The organism is Brevundimonas sp. 374 (assembly GCF_900102995.1).
Lineage (GTDB): Bacteria > Pseudomonadota > Alphaproteobacteria > Caulobacterales > Caulobacteraceae > Brevundimonas > Brevundimonas vesicularis_C.
In genome coordinates, this window is record NZ_FNKT01000005.1 from 77,622 (window position 1) to 94,127 (window position 16,506).

The following is a 16,506-nucleotide window of genomic DNA, read 5'->3' on the forward strand; positions in this document are numbered from 1 at the left end:
GATGGATCGCTTGTGATGGGGCGCGCGCCTGCGCTCCATCACAGATGCGAGACCTCACCATGGCCGACAAGACCCTGGACACCCTGTTCCACGACACGCTCAAAGACATCTATTACGCTGAGCGCAAAATCCTGAAATCCCTGCCCAAGATGGCCCGTGCGGCTCGGTCGCCAGAGCTGAAGGCCGCCTTCGAGAAGCATAAGGGTCAGACCGAAGGCCAGATTGAACGCCTGCAACAGGTCTTCGAGCTGATCGGCAAGCCCGCGCGTGGCAAGACCTGCGACGCCATTGAGGGCATCCTGGCCGAAGGGGACGAGATCATGGAAGAATATAAGGACGCTGCAGCTTTGGACGCCGGCCTGCTGGCCGCCGCCCAAGCGGTCGAACACTATGAGATCACCCGCTACGGCACGCTGAAACGCTGGGCGCTGGTGCTGGGTTTGAAGGACGCCGCCGCCCTTCTGGACGAGACGCTTCAGGAGGAAGCCCAGACGGACGAAGACCTGACCGGCATCGCCGACGCGGCTGTCAATGCGGACGCCATGAAGACGGCCGCTTGATACAGAGATGGGAGGCGGCTGATGACCGCTTCCTGCCTTTCCGCTCATTCCGCGCTATGTCCGACGCCGGACACTTCACGCATAAAGCTTAGCGTTCATAGTCTCTTAGTCGAATTTGGGCGACGATACGTCATCGAACCCCGAGATCCGACGATGACGAACCACACGCCAGGCCAAGATCGCTCATTGCTGCAGCATCTGATTGCCAATGGTCATATGCGGTATTTGATCATCGCTAGTTGGGCGGTCGCTTTGTTTACCGTCACCGATTGGGCGACAGCAGTGTTGTGGTTTGCAGCGGCGACCGCGTCAGGTCTGCTTCGGACGTTCGCCGAACGTGTGCTGGTATTGCGGGATCAGGGGCTTCACAGCCGGATCAAGCTGATGGCCGCCACCATTTCCTGCATCGCCTGGTCAGCGGCGCCGCTGCTCGCATTCATCTACGGTGGCGCCTATGGCGTGCCGCTGGGCGTCGCCCTTCTCATGGCCGGCTATGTGCTGGTCTTCACCCAAATGCGCGCCGCGCCCCGTGAGGCCCTGATCGTGTCGGCGCCCTATTCGGTGGTCGTGGTGCTGCTGTTCGCGAAACTGTGGGGCACGCCGGGCTTTTGGGTGGTGCTAAGTATGATCCCGGTTCTGGCGCTGGCCTTGTTGATCAAGGTGGCCATCACCCAGATGAAGGACAGCGATCTGGAAGCCGTCAACCGCCGCCAGGCCGAACTGATCGCCGAGTTGGAAACCGCCCGTGACACGGCCAACGCCGCCAGCGCCGCCAAATCCAACTTCCTGGGCGTTATTTCACACGAGCTTCGCACGCCGATGAACGGGGTTCTGGGGGCCGCGCAACTGTTGCAGATGTCCGAGCTCAGCGACCGCCAGAAAGAATTCGTCGGGGTCATCCGCGACTCCGGCGAAGGGCTTATGGTGCTGCTGAACGACATCCTCGACATCACCAAGATCGAGTCCGGCAAGATGGAACTGGACTTCGTCGATGTCGAAGCCGAGACCCTCGCCGCTCGGTTGACGGGCCCGTTCAAGGCCCAGGCCGAAGCGCGCGGACTGACCTTCACGACCGACATCCGCGGCGCGTTGCCGCCGCTTCTCAGAATGGACCCGCTGCGCCTGGCGCAGGTGACGCACAACCTGCTGGCCAACGCCATCAAGTTCACGCCCCAGGGCGAGGTTCGCCTGATTATCGACAGCGAGCCGGCAAGCGACGGCCGCACGACCTTGCGACTTGGTGTCGTCGATTCCGGCATCGGTATCGCCGCCGACGATCTGACGCGCCTGTTCCAGCCCTTCTCTCAGGTGGACGGGTCGTCCACCCGCAAGTTCGGCGGCACCGGCCTGGGCCTCAGCATTTGTCAGCGTTTGGCCGCCCTGATGGACGGCGAGATCACGGTGACGTCGACCCCCGGCAAGGGATCGACCTTCACCCTGCACGCGACCTTCGACACGCCTCAGATCGAGGCTGTTCGCGTCGCCGCCTAATCAGTCGCGCAGCAGTTCGTTGACGCCGGTCTTGGCCCGCGTCTGCGCGTCCACACGCTTGACGATGACAGCGCAGTACAACGACGGCCCGCCATTGGGATCCGGCAGCGACCCCGGCACGACCACCGAATAGGCCGGCACCTCGCCTCGGAACACTTCGCCGGTCGCCCGGTCCACGATCTTGGTCGAGCCCGACAAGTAGACGCCCATGGCCAGGACCGCGCCCTCGCGCACGATCACGCCCTCGGCCACCTCGGCGCGGGCGCCGATGAAGCAGCCATCCTCGATAATGGTCGGATTGGCCTGCAGCGGCTCCAGCACGCCGCCGATGCCCGCGCCGCCCGACAAGTGCACATTCTTGCCGATCTGGGCGCAGGAGCCGACCGTGGCCCAGGCATCCACCATCGAGCCCTCATCGACGAAGGCGCCGATGTTCACGAACGACGGCATCAGCACCACATTCTTGGCGATATGCGCGCCGTGACGGACAATGGCGCCGGGCACCGAGCGGAAGCCGGCCGACTGATAATCCGATGCGGTCCAGTCGCCGAACTTGTTGGGCACCTTGTCCCAGAAGGGACCAACGGCGACGGGATGATCCACCGACAGCGGCATGACGGACGGGGCGCCCGCCCGCATGATCTGGTTGTCGTTCAGACGGAAGGACAGCAGCACCGCCTTCTTCAGCCACTGATGCGTGGTCCAGACGCCATCGCCGCCGCGCGAGGCGACGCGCGCCTGCCCGGAATCCAGCAGGGCCAGGGCGGTTTCAACGGCGTCCCGCACCTCGCCATGCGTGGCGGCGGACACCTCGGCGCGCTGCTCCCAGGCGGCCTCGACGATGGATTCGAGATGCGACAGATCGGTCATGCGGCGTCCTTGAAGCTCAGATCGGAAAGGAAGTCGAAAAGGTCCGGGGCCACATGGTCGATATGCGGCCCGATCGGCTTGCCATGGCCGTCGCCGATCAGGACCGTCGCCATGCCCAGCGCCTTGGCCGGCTCCAAATTCTTGGGCGTGTCCTCGAAGAAGGCGGATCGGTGCGGATCGATGCCGAACTGATCCAGCATCCGGCGGAAGGTCGCGGGATTGGGCTTGGGCGTCAGATCCCCATCCTCAATGGCGAAGACGCCTTCGAAACAGTCGGCGACGCCGATACGCTCCAGCACACGGTGGGCGTATTCACGCGCGCCGTTGGTGAAGACATAGCAACGACCGGGCAGGGCCTTCAGCTGCTCGGCCAGACGCGGATTGGGCTCGACCCCGTCAAGCGGCACGTCGTGCACCTCGCGCAGGAACCGTTCGGTATCGACCGCATAGTTCGCCATCAGCCCGGCCAGGGTTGTGCCGTGCTCGTCCAGAAACTGGCGCTGCATCGCGGCTGCGGCCTCGGGCTCCAGCCCGACAGCTTCGACCACGAAGGCGTTGATGCGCGCCTGGACCAGCCGCATCAGACCCTGCTCGCGCGGATACAGTGTGTCGTCCATGTCGAACACCCAGGCGCGCACATGCCCAAGGGATGTGGAACGGGGGTCGATCAAGACGCCTTCACCAGGGTGCCGGCGCCGAACTCGGTGAACAACTCGACCAGCATGGCGTGCGGTCGGCGCCCGTCCAGAATGACCACCGCCTCGACGCCCGCGCGAACGGCGGCCATGGCAGTCTCCAGCTTGGGGATCATGCCGCCGGTGGCGACGCCGGTGTCGATCAGGTTTTGCGCCTCGTCCAGCGTCATCTGACGGATGATGTCGCCGTCCGCGCCCTTGACACCCGGCACGTCTGTCAGAAGCAGCATCCGCTTGGCGGTCAGCGAACCCGCGACCGCGCCGGCCACCGTGTCGGCGTTGACGTTGTAGGTCTGTCCGTCCTCAGCCACGCCGATCGGGGCGATGACCGGCACCCAGTCTTCGGTCTCGGACGCGATCAGACCCGCGATCAGTTTGGGATCCACCTTCGTCGGCTCGCCGACATAGCCCAAGTCGACCTCGTGCTCGATCATGCTGTCGGGATCGCGCTTCGTCCGACGCGTTTTCTCGACGGTCAGCAAACCGGCGTCCTTGCCCGACAGGCCGACGCCGCGCACGTCCGCCTCCTTGCCGGCCATGGTGATCCAGTGGGCAATCTCTTTGTTGACCGCGCCCGACAGCACCATCTCGGCGACCTCCATCGTCGCCGGATCGGTGACCCGCAGCCCGTCGACGAAGCTGGACTTCACCCCCGCCTTGTCCAGCATGGCGCTGATCTGCGGCCCGCCGCCATGCACCACCACCGGGTTCACGCCCATCAGCTTCAGCAGCACCACATCGGCCGCAAACTGCCGCGCCACGGCGCTCTCGCCCATGGCGTGACCGCCGTATTTGATGACCACGGTCTCGCGGTCATAGACCTGGATATACGGCAAGGCCTCGGCGAGCGTCTTCGCCGTCTCCCAGCTGCGTTCTTCCGACTGGCGTTCTGTTTCGTTCATCACGCGCGAGGAAATAGCGGGGCATTCACGTGAAGTCACGCGACCATCACACCGACCTTCTGCTGCCGTAGCCCTAGCTCATCTACTCATGTGCGGACATAGATCGCTCTATGCCGGCCAAGCTCAAACATTCAAATCTCGGCGCACTTCGACGCCCCATAGGGCCACACCAAGGTCTCGTCGATCTCCACGATCTGTTCGGCAGCGAACCTTGCCACAGCGGCTTGGGCACAGCAAAACGCTTTCGTATGTTCGCCCTATTCATTCTCCCCTTTGCGGTCCGAAACGATCCCATGACCTATGAATGGGTTTTCTATCGCGCGCTCGGATCGTTAGAGGCCCTGATGCTAATCGCGCCACCCTGGTACTTCGATGGTATCGACAAAAGGGAGAATTCCGACAGTTGGGCGACTTTGGCAACCACCCAAGTCACGCACAAGTACGAACTCCCCACGCAAAATCATATGGAACGCGTTGAGCGTGTAGTGATCGAAGAATCAGCGCTCACCCGTATCAAGGCGCAATACCCCAGCCCAAATAAGATTTGGGCGGAAACTTTGGGAAAAGAGATCCCCGAACTTAGATCTAGCATTAATATAGCACTAATGACGGCCCGCACTCGACCCCGCGCCGTGATACTGTGGGCAAATTGCCCTTCCGTCAGCGCAGCAGCCCGCAATCAAGAAATTCCTGTGATTCACAACGAACTAGGGCCTTTGCGAAGCCCTTGGTTTAAGCCAACCGCATATTTCGACCTTAACGGCGTAAACGGAAATACATCCAGTTTAGAGCGCTGGGAAACGTTCCGAAAAAGCGCGGAAGGCGTTCCCGTTCTCAGCCGAAAGCGCCTTCTCGAGGTGCTTGGGGCCCGCCAAGAAGGCCGAACTTCACGAAGCCGAAGGCGTGACGGCAGTGTTGACCGTCGATACAGGGCAGGTGTGGCGCTTCAAGTCCCCACCGACTCGAATCTGATCGCCTTCGGAAATGGAAACTCAAACCTGGACGCAATCCTCACTGCTCAGCGCTATTTTGGCGACGTGCTGGTCCGCCCCCACCCTTCAATGCCAGAGAAACATCATAGCCTCACGGTCGACTGGGACGAATCCGATGACCCTGCCGATTTTCTATCCAAGATAGATCACCTCGTAACCGTTAACTCAAGCTTGGCGCTAGAAGCTATGCTGAGAGGCATTCCCACGACCATACTGGGACAATCACCGTTTGCTTGGGGCGCCAATACCGAGGCGGCCCCGCAGAACAATAAAAACAGTCGAGAGCATCTTCTTTGGCTCAACTGGATTGTTTTTGGGTACTTAATTCCGGAAGATTTTTTATTCAATAATAGCTATTATAACTGGCGATTATCATTAGATGCTACCGAGCATTCAATATATATAAAAAACTTCCTGTTTTGGACGAGATGCGTTGAGGGGCCAGACAATGTCTAAGATTTGTATCGACGGCTACAACATTGCTCTTCCTCGTGGAACTGGCATTGCCACATACGGAAAAGCTCTGCTTGAAGCGAACAAGGCGAGAGGAGCAACGTGCGAGATACTTTTCGGCCCCGCTGCGACGCGTTCTGCTAGCAACCTAGTCAATGAGGCCGCCCTGGTTGAGCCGGCTAGCGCTCCGGCGCGTTTGAAGCGCTTGCAACGCCTGCGCCGCGACGTAGACACCGCAACAAGCCGATTTGGCCGCACAGCGTGGCCGATCAAAGCCACCCACCAAGTCAGATGGCGTGACCGCGCCGACCCTCCTGCAGATCAATTCTGGTCGGCACCACATTTGTACAACCGAGCAAACAGATGCTTCAAGCACTACAATACACTGACGCCCTTGCTTTTCGAAAAGTCCGAAAAGCCGCCATCGGTCATGCACTGGACGATGCCGTTACCGATATGGGCACGCAACGTACCGAATATTTACACCATACATGACCTAATACCACTGACAGCGCCGTTCACGACCTTAAATAATCGCGCTGAATACATGACCCTCCATAAGAAAATTATACGACATGCAGATCAATTTGCGGTTATTTCGCAGAAAACTAAAGAGGATCTTATATCTATATTTGGTGTACACGAGGATAGAATAACAACGACATATCAGTCTGTCTATATTCCAGACAGTGTACTTGATACAAAAGATTCAGATGTGTGCGAAGAAATTAGAAGCACATTTAACTTGGATTGGAAGTCATACTTTATACATTTCGGCGCAATTGAACCGAAGAAGAATTTGGGTCGCATTGTGGAAGCCTATTTATCTACAGGATCTCAATCACCCCTTGTTGTGGTGGGGTCCCGCGGATGGCTAGATGAAGATGAAACCGCCCTTATCAATCAGATAAAACGGATCGGAGGTGCTAGCGCAGAACGCATTTACTTATATGAATACATGTCCAGACGAATGCTCTTAAACCTCATTAGGGGCGCTAAGGCGACGTTTTTCCCCTCTCTATACGAAGGTTTCGGTCTACCCATTCTGGAATCCATGGCCCTTGGCACACCGACGCTTACCTCCAAAGACGGCGCAACCGCAGAGGTGGCTGGAGAAGCGGCATTGCTTGTTGATCCTTACGACGTTGACAGCATTGCATCAGGAATGCGGGCTTTAGATGCCGACACCGATCTACTGACTGCACTTTCTGAAAGAGGAAAGGCGCGAGCCAATGTGTTCAACGCACAGGCGTATGCAGAACGCCTAGACACGTTGTACGCACGCGTGGCCTGACGTCGCTCATATTAGCTTCAATGGGCGCCCTTCATCGCGTCCATGCTTTATCCAATGCGCATAGGCATCTTCACCGGCAGCCGCTACGTCAGGATTCGCCAAAAGGTAGGCCGCAGGGTCAAAGTCGTCTTCAGGCTCTGCGGCGAAATAGCTGGTTGCCGCGATTGCATCGAGATACTCCCGCCTGAGAGGGCGACCTAAGCTTGCGTTCTGCGCGTGTGTATCAAGAATAATATTGTACGGAGATCGAATATCAACAAGACCTCCAGGGACATCAGAGTTCATCGGAGTATAGTATACGCACCCCTCGAAAAAGTAGTGCGTGACGTGCGACCATCTCGTTTTTTCATGGCTGAGATGAATATCTCCACCATGCATCAAATTGGCGAGCCATATAAGGGCCTGCCCTTTTTTTATTGTCAGCGTTTTTGGTTGAATGCCGCTAGCAGCCACCAATTGGCTCCAGAGCCCTTCGTATACCATCTGCGTTGTTCGAGCGCGCGTTGGCCGGTAACCAATGTGCTCATTCGTATAGATTGGCCACCTGTGCGAGCCCGGATAGTAGATTACCGGGCCTTGGTCGGGACCGATATCTTCAAGGGCCACCCACACGCCGCACATGTAACGCTCCGGCATGGATGAAAAATGCACAGAGTCGGTGTGAAAGTGCTGCTGCGTACCTACGGGAAAGTTAAGGGTCTGGAAGGGCCATGCCTTTCGCCCGTAAAGTTCCGACAGAAGGTTGATGATATTGGGATTGACCGCGATGCGGCGAACGTCGTCGTTGAACTTCCAAGCGTCCTGAAGACGCATGTCCGCACCGCGACCGGCGGCGCGCGCCTCCCAATCGTACCTATCATGTAAATCCGCCCGTATCCGATCCGCCATCCCAGAGATGTCTTCGTCCGGGAAATCGATCACCGCATACCCGTCCCGTGCCAAGCTAAGCGCGATTGATCGCAGTTCAGGGGGCGTGGTTCCTTCAGCAAACAACTGATCGAAAAATGGCGATTCGACATTGGGCACACCCGGAAGCGGGTTGGGCTTCATCGACATAAGGGATACTCCAGAGGTTCTGATCAGCAGTGACCGACAGTGTCTAGGATTTCTGCTTTATGCGTTGGTTGGAACTACGGATTGGACACAATGTCTGTTCGTACCTTCAGGCTGCGCGATGATGGCTGCAAACCATCGAAAGACCGCTGTTCGGCAAATGTCCAATGCGGATTAGCGATGGGATCGACCAACGCTTCCCTCCCCCAGATATGACACAAATCTCGAAATTCGGCATCATCCCAGGCGATCTTTTCCTGAGCGTTAGCGTAGCCTCTCGTCTTGCTCTCGTGATGAATAGCCTCAATGTCGCTTGCAAATACGACTGACAGCCCCGCGCTTCTTACGCGCAGGCAGAAATCCACGTCGTTATAGGCGATTGTGAGACGCTCGTTAAATCCGCCCACATGCAAGAAGACTGAATTCCGCACGGCGAGAAAAGCTCCGGTAACGGCTGCCGCCTCACGCGTACGGCGCCATCGCGCGAGAGGACCGCCCTCGCCAGGACCTGCAGCGCGCCCCTCATGGACCGGGCGGCCTGATATGGCGCCAAGAATAATCCCCACATGCTGAAGCGTCCGGTCAGGATAGAGAAGACGAGCCCCAACTGCGCCCACTCCCTCATCTGCCAGCAAGATGCGCAGTCGATCATCCCAGCCAGCCGACAACATCTCTAGGTCGTTATTGGCAAACACGAGAATTTCCTCTTGCGCGCCCTCGGAACCCAGGTTGTTGAAACGTGACCAGTTGAAGGGCTCATCGGCGACGAGAACGCGCGTGGATCCTTCTGCTTCGAGCCTATGCAACAACTCAAGAGTGACAGGCTCGACGCTTCGGTTATCCAAAATCACGACGGACAATAGTTCAGGTCGCGCTGCCGTACGCTCCAGCGACCGCACACAGCTTTCAAGAAGGCCGGCCTGGTCTCGCGTCGGAACGACGACGCGGATACGAAACTCACTGCTAACCATTGTTTCCGCTGCAGGCGGCAGGCTTTCGACGACCGGCGGGCCATCAGCCGTGGGCTCTACGAGACGGCTTGCTAAGACAAGGGGGATTTGTCCGACGCGTTCCCCCGCCTCGAGACGGCACAGCAAATGAAGTCTAGGATCAAGATTTCCTGCCGCAATCAGGTCGATCGTCGTATCTGAGTGCGGCGACACGCTGTAAACTAAAGCCGGTGGAATTGGGTTAGACCTTAGATCATACTTGCCTGGCGCATCCTGCAGCGCAGGCCACCGCCAATGGCCTCCGATACCACCACTGATATGTACACAGTGGTCATGGTCCGTATAAAGCGCGATTGGCTCATCACCTCCAGCTGCGGAGAACCAGTCTAGCGCTGATGAAGTAAGAATGAGACCTGCATGAATAATAAGAACGTCCATGCTGCCCCATTCCAACAGCGGAACGGTGTCGAAAAAACCAATTCGTGGATCGACCTTCTCTAGGCTTCCTACGGAATGCTCGCGAACCGACGTGTCTGCCAAAACCACTGCCCGCCACTCGCTTGACGACTGATCAAGGAGAGAGGTCAAGCTGGCCCGGACATAGGATGGTCTAGCGCCGCGCGCATCCAAAATAACACAAACAGGACGTTTGACGGGCACGTTAGCCGGAAAAAGGGGGGGAAAGGCACGTCGAAAGTCATGCCAAGCTTGCGGCGGAAAGGTCGCGGCGCGCGACAAGTCACGTACCGCAACTCTGAGCCTGTCGATCTCGTCATTGACGTACCGCACTCCGTTGGCAATGGCGGTGTCCCCATAATGGTCGGTACTCAACTTCTCGCGCAACCCCAGGGCTATAAGCTCGTTACGAGCGACCTCATCTCGGGGCGCAACGGAAACGGCTCTGGCATATGCATCGGCCGCTTCCGACCGCCGCCCCAACAGCTTCAATGCGTGGCCTAGGTGTATATGAGGAGCCACGCTAGACGGATCGAGTTTAACGGCGCTTCTATATGCTGTTTCCGCCTCGGCCAGACGTCCAAGCTCTTTGAATGCATGCCCTTGCTGCAGCCGCGCCCCGATGCTGTCGGGTCGAGCCCGTATGGCCAGCGAGAAACTCTCGAGCGCCGCCTGCCAGTCGCCGCGCTTCTTGGCCATTTGCCCGGCTGCCATGCTTTCCTTGAAAGCAGGGACTTTTTCGAGAATTCCGAACCGGACTTGGTAATAGAGGCGCCGTAGGCGAACAAGAAATGAATCGAGCATTAGGACCACTTACACCAAGCTTCAGCCATAGGCGACGACGAGTTCATTCCTTGCCACCGGAGCGCTCCTCGTCATAAGGAGACTCCAAACAGGAGAGCCTTTTGCCATTCAAGGTCGGTATCATTGGGGCAGGTTGGTATGGATGCCACCTAGCTTCGTCGTTGCTCAGTTTGGGCTTCGAAGTGACTGTTTTCGAACGTCGGTTACGCGTTCTGGATGAGGCTTCGGGTCACAATCAGTTTCGACTTCACCTAGGCTTCCACTACGCGAGGCACCACGGCACGCGCCAGCAGTCGAGAGACGGCTTTCTAAGATTTATTGAAAGATATCCTGATTTATCGGCACCTGTTCCAACCAACATCTACGCCGTACCGAGAAATGAAAGTCTGATCGATTTCCACACCTACAAGATGATAATGGCTTCGTCAGGAATTGATTTCGCCGAGTATAACGACAACGCAGAATGGCTGCACGACATTGACGGCGCCGTGCTGACGGCCGAACGCGTTTTGATGATCAGCAGGGCGAGACACTTCTTTTCAAAGCGACTAGAAAATGTGCTCCGTTTGGGTGAAGAAGTTACGTGTATTAGCTACAACGGACGCAATGCGTCGGTGAATGGTGAATGTTTTGATTACATAATAGACGCATCATGGGGGAAATTCAGCAAAGGAGCTGCTGACACGTTTTTCGAGCCCACTCTATTGCTTTACTATGAAGCAAGCGCGGACGCGCCAGCAGTGACCCTAGTAGATGGACCTCTGAGCTCAGTTTATCCAACCGAAGATCCGCATATCTTCACTCTTTCCAGCGTCACGCACACGCCATTAGGAAATTTCTTGGATGTGCGAAGTGCAGAGAAAGCGTTAGATCAGGTCACGAGCGCTTTGGTAAACGAAAAACGTGAATTGATGGAGCTTCAGATACTTAAGAACGTTCCACGCTTTGGAGATGTATTCCGATTTGCTGGAGCACAGCTATCAATGAAGACCAAACTAAATGGACGAGCTGACGATCGCAGTTGCTACGTTAATCAGACAGAACGGCTATTTTCTGTGATGTCGGGAAAAATTGATACTGTGTTCCACGCCACCGAGCGCATTCTGTCTATGATTGAAGCAGAGCATTCGCAACCTTACGTAGAGACAGCTAACCGTCTCCGCGACGACATCTTGATGCCTGAGTTCGATAAGTGAAAAGCTTCGCTATGAACTGGGGCCTGATCGGCGACACTGGATTTGTCGGCTCCACCTTGAGCCGAAACATTGCCTTCACCGCATCTTTCAACTCCAAGACGATCGATGACATCGCGGGGAAGGAGTTTGATGCCGTCGTATGCGCGGGGGCACCCGCGGTGAAGTGGCTTGCCAACAAAAATCCGGAAGAGGATCTTGGCAATCTGACAAAGTTGATGGATGCTTTGTCAACCATTCGAACGCGTCATCTCATCTTGGTTTCGACTATTGATGTTTACCCAACCGCTCACGACGTGAACGAGGCGGACACTCCGGAGAAACACGTTGAAGCGTACGGCCGAAATCGACGGTTGCTGGAGTTGTTTGTTGAATCGGAATTTGAGCAATCAACAATCATAAGACTTCCAGGTCTATTTGGCGAAGGCCTCAAGAAGAACATCATTTTTGATTTGGTTCATACAAACCAGACCGAAAAGATAAATCCGGCAAGTCGTTTTCAATGGTACCCTATGGAAAGGCTCCATTCCGACTTGAAAAAAATAGTCGCTGCCGACATTCGCCTAGTCAACATTGCACCAGAGCCCATAAAAACGGCAGATATCGCGAAAGCGCTTTTCCCCCAAGTTTTGCTGGGGCCGGCAGCTTATCCCGCGCCTGCCTATGACATGCACACGCTTCATGCATCGCTACTAGGAGGCACCGGACACTATCACATATCCGCGTCGGAGATCATGGAGCGCCTGAAAGGCTTTGTCATGCGGACGACGGCATGAAGCTCGCGCTTTCAAACCTCGCGCTACCATCCTCGACCTCAGACGACGACTTGGCCAACCTAGCAGAACTCGGGCTCCGCGGACTTGAAGTCGCGCCCACACGTATTACGCCATGGGGTTCTCTCTCCCCGGATCTCCTTCGAGCGTTCCGCTCACGTCTCTCCGCGGTTGGGCTTTCAATCTCTTCCCTGCAAGCCATCTTCTACGGATGCGAGGGGGCAGAGCTTCTGGGCGACGCTCAAGCCTTTCAGGCCATGGACTTACAGGTGCGCAAGGTCGCCGAGGTTGCCGCCCAGCTTGGTGCTTCGACCGCTGTTTTCGGCGCACCCAAACAACGCCTGCTAGGGACCCTCAGCGAGCGTGACGCCTTCGACTTAGGCGCCGAAAGATTGGGGATTTTGGCTAAGACAGCGCAAAACTCAGGCGGACTGGTTTTGGGCTTAGAGCCCGTCCCAGCTTATTATGGCGGCGACTTCTTGCCTCGTTGGCAAGATGTGTTGGCCATTGTCGATACGGTCAATGATCCTGGCTTGCGGGTTCATCTCGATACGGGTTGCGTATTGCTTGGTGGCGACGACATCGGTGAGGCCATCGCTGTCTGCAGCCGAAAGCTGGCGCATTTCCAAATCGCTGAACCCGGCCTGGCAGGGTTTTCGAACCCAGAAGCCGACCATTCCGCAGCTGCTACAGCTTTAGGCAAGGTTCATTACGATAGGTGGGTATCCATAGAGATGCTCGAGCAACCTCAAGGTTTTGAAGCTGCGCGCCAAGCGGTGGTGTTCGCCACTCAGCGCTACGGCACGATCTAGCTTCTAAGCGTACGAATAAGCTCTAAAGCCGCTTCGTAGACGCTTTGCCAGTTCATCGAAAAATTCGCCTTCGTTCCTACTGGGGCGCCCGGCGATCGATCATCCCTGACCGCGGATTGCGGGACATGAATGGCCTTCCGCGCGCCTTCGCGGTAGCTGTCGTACAGCTGGCCATCACGATGTCCGGGCGTAGAGAATGTCTCGTTTGAGAACGCCACCCCAGGCAGATTCGCTACCCAGCGGTACTTTGCCATGCCCGCGCCAACATGACCTATGAAGCCATCAGCCATCTCGGCAATGACTAGGCTCTCAGCAACCGTGCAACCGATGGAATCGTAAATCATTACGTCGTCGGTGCTATTGATGAGGCTTCGAGCCAGTTGGCGCTCACGATCAACTGACATATCGGCATGCGTCCAACCCTGAGTTACGCCGCTGTTTATCCCATCGATGATAAATCCTATGGCTGGATGAACTAGTCGCAATGCCTTGAAGAGTTCTGCGAAGCCTTCCGCCTGTTCTATCCAAGCGCGATTATCCAATCGTACGTTCACAAGAATGACAGGATAACACCGCGATCTGAAATCTGCGATCTCCGCTTGAAATTCTTCGCTGACGTTGTCACCCGCCCAACTTAACATCCGCCGCGCCAACCCTTCTGTCACGAAGTCATCCTTAAGCGTTAGTACAATCGCATTTCGAGCACGCGGCAACGCAGCTAGCTGAGCTTCATCGTCACAAACTACGATCTCCCGAATTTGACTGCAGAATTCGGGGTAGATTTCGGTAACATCGCCCATCATTCGAAGATTGCCGCTGTAAGCGATGGCGTCTGGCCTTCTGTCACGCGGGCAGTATTTGAAGAAGGCGTCCCATCCAGACACACCATTCCATACGTAGTGACCAATGTGCGGGATTGGATGCTGGGCAACTATGACCTCGGTTGCATCAATGCTTAGATACAAAAGCGTTTTTTGTTGATCGCCCAGTAGGTCTACGTACAGCATCGAGATTCGATTTCGGGCATCCAAATCCCGAATGTTCGATTCTCCATAATACAATACCGTTGATATACTTGGCAAAATCCAAAAGGTGTCAGCTGTTACTCGATCAGTTTCCGTCCACTGAGCCACGATGAATGGATCATGTTCTTCTCGAAAAAGAAAAACCTCCGATCCAAGCATCTTTCTCGACCTCACCGCCTGCGCAGACCAAGGACTGATGGTCGACTTGGCGCCGTCCTGTATCGCATCAAGGACGTCACGAATTCTGGGAGACACACCCGGGTCGGAGCGCCACGGAGTTCCGTTGGTAGGCGGGGATACAAAGTTTGTTAAACCAGCTCTGTTGGCAAAAACTTTGGTTAAGAATTCTTCGTGTATGCCGCGCCCAGTTAAATAATTAACTTGAGCTGGGCTCAGTTCCTCAATCTTCATAAATACATATGACGATACCGCCTCCACTACTGATAAAGGATCACACTCCACTAGCGATTCGCGCGCACCGCGCAGGAGCGCGGCAAGTGCGCTTGCGCACCTTGCCGCGCCGGCGGAAGATGCATCCAATTCCCTCTCCAACCTATTCGCTAGCGCATCGGAAAGAAGCGGTCGCACTAGTGGCAGCGCGCTGGGATCCGCAAGCAGCAGCCGCTTCAGAGTTTCAACGAGCGAAAGGCGATCTCCCAGCCCATGCTCGATGACGGCCTTTCTATACAGGGCAGTGATGTGGATTGGTGATCCACGTTCCACTTGTTCTAGCGAAACCGCAGCCGCTTCGAGTTCCCTAAGAGCGCGGTCATGCCACCCCAAGGCAACCATGGCGTCTGCGTAACTGGCGTAGAAGGGGCCCCACTGGCGCGGCTCGGAATGGAGTATTCGGCTCATCTCTTCGGCCTCCACGCGCAAGACATCCAAACTTTTCGGCGAGGTTTCGCTTGGCATCGGCCTTCCTGAATAAGTCTTGGCTCTGAGACCAAAATTGTGGTGGCCACGTATGCCTTAGAGCCAACGCATCTTCTACCCCGGCTACGGATGAAAACGCGCCGTCCGCAGAGGCGGCGCGCGGTAAAGCTCACGGATCGGCGACGCCAGACTGCACATGTCCGTCGGCGGCTCTCGTAAAAGAGGTCGATCGGGCCGGCGTCCGATCGCTCAGCCCCCGCCCCCACCCCTCCCGCAACTAAATGGAGCGATCAGGAGCTTGGCGTCATCTCACCATTGTGCTCATAAGTCAGGAGGCTGGCGCATCTGGTGCTTGGCGGTCGTAATGATGAGAGCCTCAATTTGATCTTAGTCATCGGTGGCAGCGGTTTCATAGGTCAGCACTTTCGGGATTTTGCCCGAGGAAGATGCGACGTCGTATATGTCCTACGGAGCGGAGCTCAAGAGCAGCTTGAGGCCAACACCGGCGAGACGTTTATTGACGCAGACTCATTCGAAGGTGCTGTAGGCGATCAAATCATCCAGCAAGCCAGCGCTATACTCTATCTGCGTTCGGCTTCCGTGCCAGGGACATTTGAAGCCAATCCAGATGGTGAACTCGACTTCAATGCCACGCCGGCACTCCGTTTTTTCACTCGATGCGCGCGGCTCAATCTGGATGCACGCGTCATTTTTACCTCATCCGGGGGGGCGGTGTACGGTGCACGTCAGCAGGCTCCGATAACCGAAGCTCAGCCAACGCTGCCAATATCAGCGTACGGGTACGGCAAAATGATAATTGAAGACGGCCTCAGACTGCTGTCACGCTCTAGGGGACAGAGGTTTTCAATTCTCAGGTTATCAAATCCCGTTGGTCGTTACCACACCAACCCCAGACAAGGCCTAGTTCCCGCCGCTTTTCACGCTGTTAGGACTGCCCAGTCGCTGCCGCTTTTCGGCACGAGCAACGTCAGGGATTATGTGGACGCGGACGACGTCGCAGCCGCCCTGATGGCTGCAGCGTGCGACGTCAGCTCGGAATGCCGCACATTAAACATCGGCAGCGGCAAGGGCCTCAGTATAGCCCAGATGATCAAGTTGATAGAAACAACGCTCTCCCTCACTGTTCCTGTGAAGATAGAGCCCGCTCGACAGGTTGATGTTCCATACGTGATCCTCGACTGCAGCAATGCCGAGCGGCAATTGGGGTGGAGGGCATCCACACCCATCAGCCAGACACTGTTAAAAACGTGGCTGGGACCCAAGTCGAATTGACGTTCTATTATCCC

The 16,506-nt window shown here is 56.5% G+C and carries 14 protein-coding genes; 8 read left to right on the plus strand and 6 right to left on the minus strand.

Annotated features, from left to right (window positions below):
• Positions 1 to 59: 59 nt before the first annotated feature.
• The gene (locus BLR19_RS12545) at positions 60 to 560 is read left to right on the plus strand and encodes a YciE/YciF ferroxidase family protein (protein WP_091751576.1); all 501 of its coding nucleotides are present in this window, start codon (positions 60 to 62) and stop codon (positions 558 to 560) included.
• Between the two features lie 186 nt (positions 561 to 746).
• Positions 747 to 2,051, plus strand: a complete 1,305-nt coding sequence (locus tag BLR19_RS12550) for a sensor histidine kinase (RefSeq protein ID WP_176758343.1) — start codon at positions 747 to 749, stop codon at positions 2,049 to 2,051.
• Here the strand turns inward: BLR19_RS12550 and dapD are convergent, their stop codons facing one another.
• From dapD to argB, 3 genes are read right to left on the minus strand one after another with little or no spacing between them, the layout of a single operon-like run.
• A complete protein-coding gene (dapD, locus tag BLR19_RS12555; RefSeq protein ID WP_091751582.1) occupies positions 2,052 to 2,921 on the minus strand; it encodes a 2,3,4,5-tetrahydropyridine-2,6-dicarboxylate N-succinyltransferase in 870 nt (289 codons plus the stop codon).
• Positions 2,918 to 3,559 carry a pyrimidine 5'-nucleotidase gene (locus tag BLR19_RS12560; RefSeq protein WP_255366660.1) on the minus strand — a complete coding sequence of 214 codons (642 nt, stop codon included), beginning with the start codon at positions 3,557 to 3,559 and terminating at the stop codon, positions 2,918 to 2,920. Before BLR19_RS12560 ends, dapD begins: the two co-directional genes overlap by 4 nt.
• Before the next feature lie 29 nt (positions 3,560 to 3,588).
• Positions 3,589 to 4,518 (minus strand): acetylglutamate kinase, encoded by a 930-nt coding sequence (gene argB, locus BLR19_RS12565; RefSeq protein WP_091751585.1) that lies wholly within the window; start codon positions 4,516 to 4,518, stop codon positions 3,589 to 3,591.
• 110 nt (positions 4,519 to 4,628) lie between these two features.
• Here argB and BLR19_RS14710 point away from each other — a divergent pair, with 110 nt between their 5' ends.
• Both BLR19_RS14710 and BLR19_RS12570 read left to right on the plus strand, forming a co-directional pair.
• Entirely contained in the window at positions 4,629 to 5,966 is a 1,338-nt protein-coding gene (locus tag BLR19_RS14710; RefSeq protein WP_143007380.1) for a GT99 family glycosyltransferase N-terminal domain-containing protein, read from the plus strand.
• The gene (locus tag BLR19_RS12570; protein ID WP_091751588.1) at positions 5,959 to 7,257 is read left to right on the plus strand and encodes a glycosyltransferase family 4 protein; all 1,299 of its coding nucleotides are present in this window, start codon (positions 5,959 to 5,961) and stop codon (positions 7,255 to 7,257) included. Before BLR19_RS14710 ends, BLR19_RS12570 begins: the two co-directional genes overlap by 8 nt.
• A gap of 6 nt (positions 7,258 to 7,263) precedes the next feature.
• Here BLR19_RS12570 and BLR19_RS12575 read toward each other — a convergent pair whose 3' ends face one another.
• Both BLR19_RS12575 and BLR19_RS12580 read right to left on the minus strand, forming a co-directional pair.
• A complete protein-coding gene (locus BLR19_RS12575) occupies positions 7,264 to 8,313 on the minus strand; it encodes a phytanoyl-CoA dioxygenase family protein (RefSeq protein ID WP_091751591.1) in 1,050 nt (349 codons plus the stop codon).
• A 74-nt stretch (positions 8,314 to 8,387) separates the two neighbouring features.
• Positions 8,388 to 10,520 (minus strand): tetratricopeptide repeat protein, encoded by a 2,133-nt coding sequence (locus BLR19_RS12580; RefSeq protein ID WP_091751594.1) that lies wholly within the window; start codon positions 10,518 to 10,520, stop codon positions 8,388 to 8,390.
• A 101-nt stretch (positions 10,521 to 10,621) separates the two neighbouring features.
• Between BLR19_RS12580 and BLR19_RS12585 the strand changes: the two genes are divergently transcribed.
• The 3 genes from BLR19_RS12585 to BLR19_RS12595 are packed head-to-tail and all read left to right on the plus strand — an operon-like array spanning position 10,622 to position 13,298.
• Entirely contained in the window at positions 10,622 to 11,716 is a 1,095-nt protein-coding gene (locus BLR19_RS12585; RefSeq protein ID WP_091751597.1) for an FAD-dependent oxidoreductase, read from the plus strand.
• Between the two features lie 11 nt (positions 11,717 to 11,727).
• Positions 11,728 to 12,489 (plus strand): NAD-dependent epimerase/dehydratase family protein, encoded by a 762-nt coding sequence (locus BLR19_RS12590; protein ID WP_091751600.1) that lies wholly within the window; start codon positions 11,728 to 11,730, stop codon positions 12,487 to 12,489.
• The gene (locus BLR19_RS12595) at positions 12,486 to 13,298 is read left to right on the plus strand and encodes a sugar phosphate isomerase/epimerase family protein (protein ID WP_091751603.1); all 813 of its coding nucleotides are present in this window, start codon (positions 12,486 to 12,488) and stop codon (positions 13,296 to 13,298) included. The genes BLR19_RS12590 and BLR19_RS12595 overlap by 4 nt, the downstream gene beginning before the upstream one ends.
• Here BLR19_RS12595 and BLR19_RS14715 read toward each other — a convergent pair.
• On the minus strand, positions 13,295 to 15,238 hold the full coding sequence (locus BLR19_RS14715; protein ID WP_143007381.1) for a tetratricopeptide repeat protein: 1,944 nt from the start codon (positions 15,236 to 15,238) through the stop codon (positions 13,295 to 13,297). The genes BLR19_RS12595 and BLR19_RS14715 overlap by 4 nt on opposite strands.
• Before the next feature lie 342 nt (positions 15,239 to 15,580).
• Between BLR19_RS14715 and BLR19_RS12605 the strand changes: the two genes are divergently transcribed.
• Positions 15,581 to 16,492, plus strand: coding sequence for an NAD-dependent epimerase/dehydratase family protein (locus tag BLR19_RS12605; protein WP_176758344.1), 912 nt, complete (start codon positions 15,581 to 15,583; stop codon positions 16,490 to 16,492).
• Positions 16,493 to 16,506: the final 14 nt, after the last annotated feature.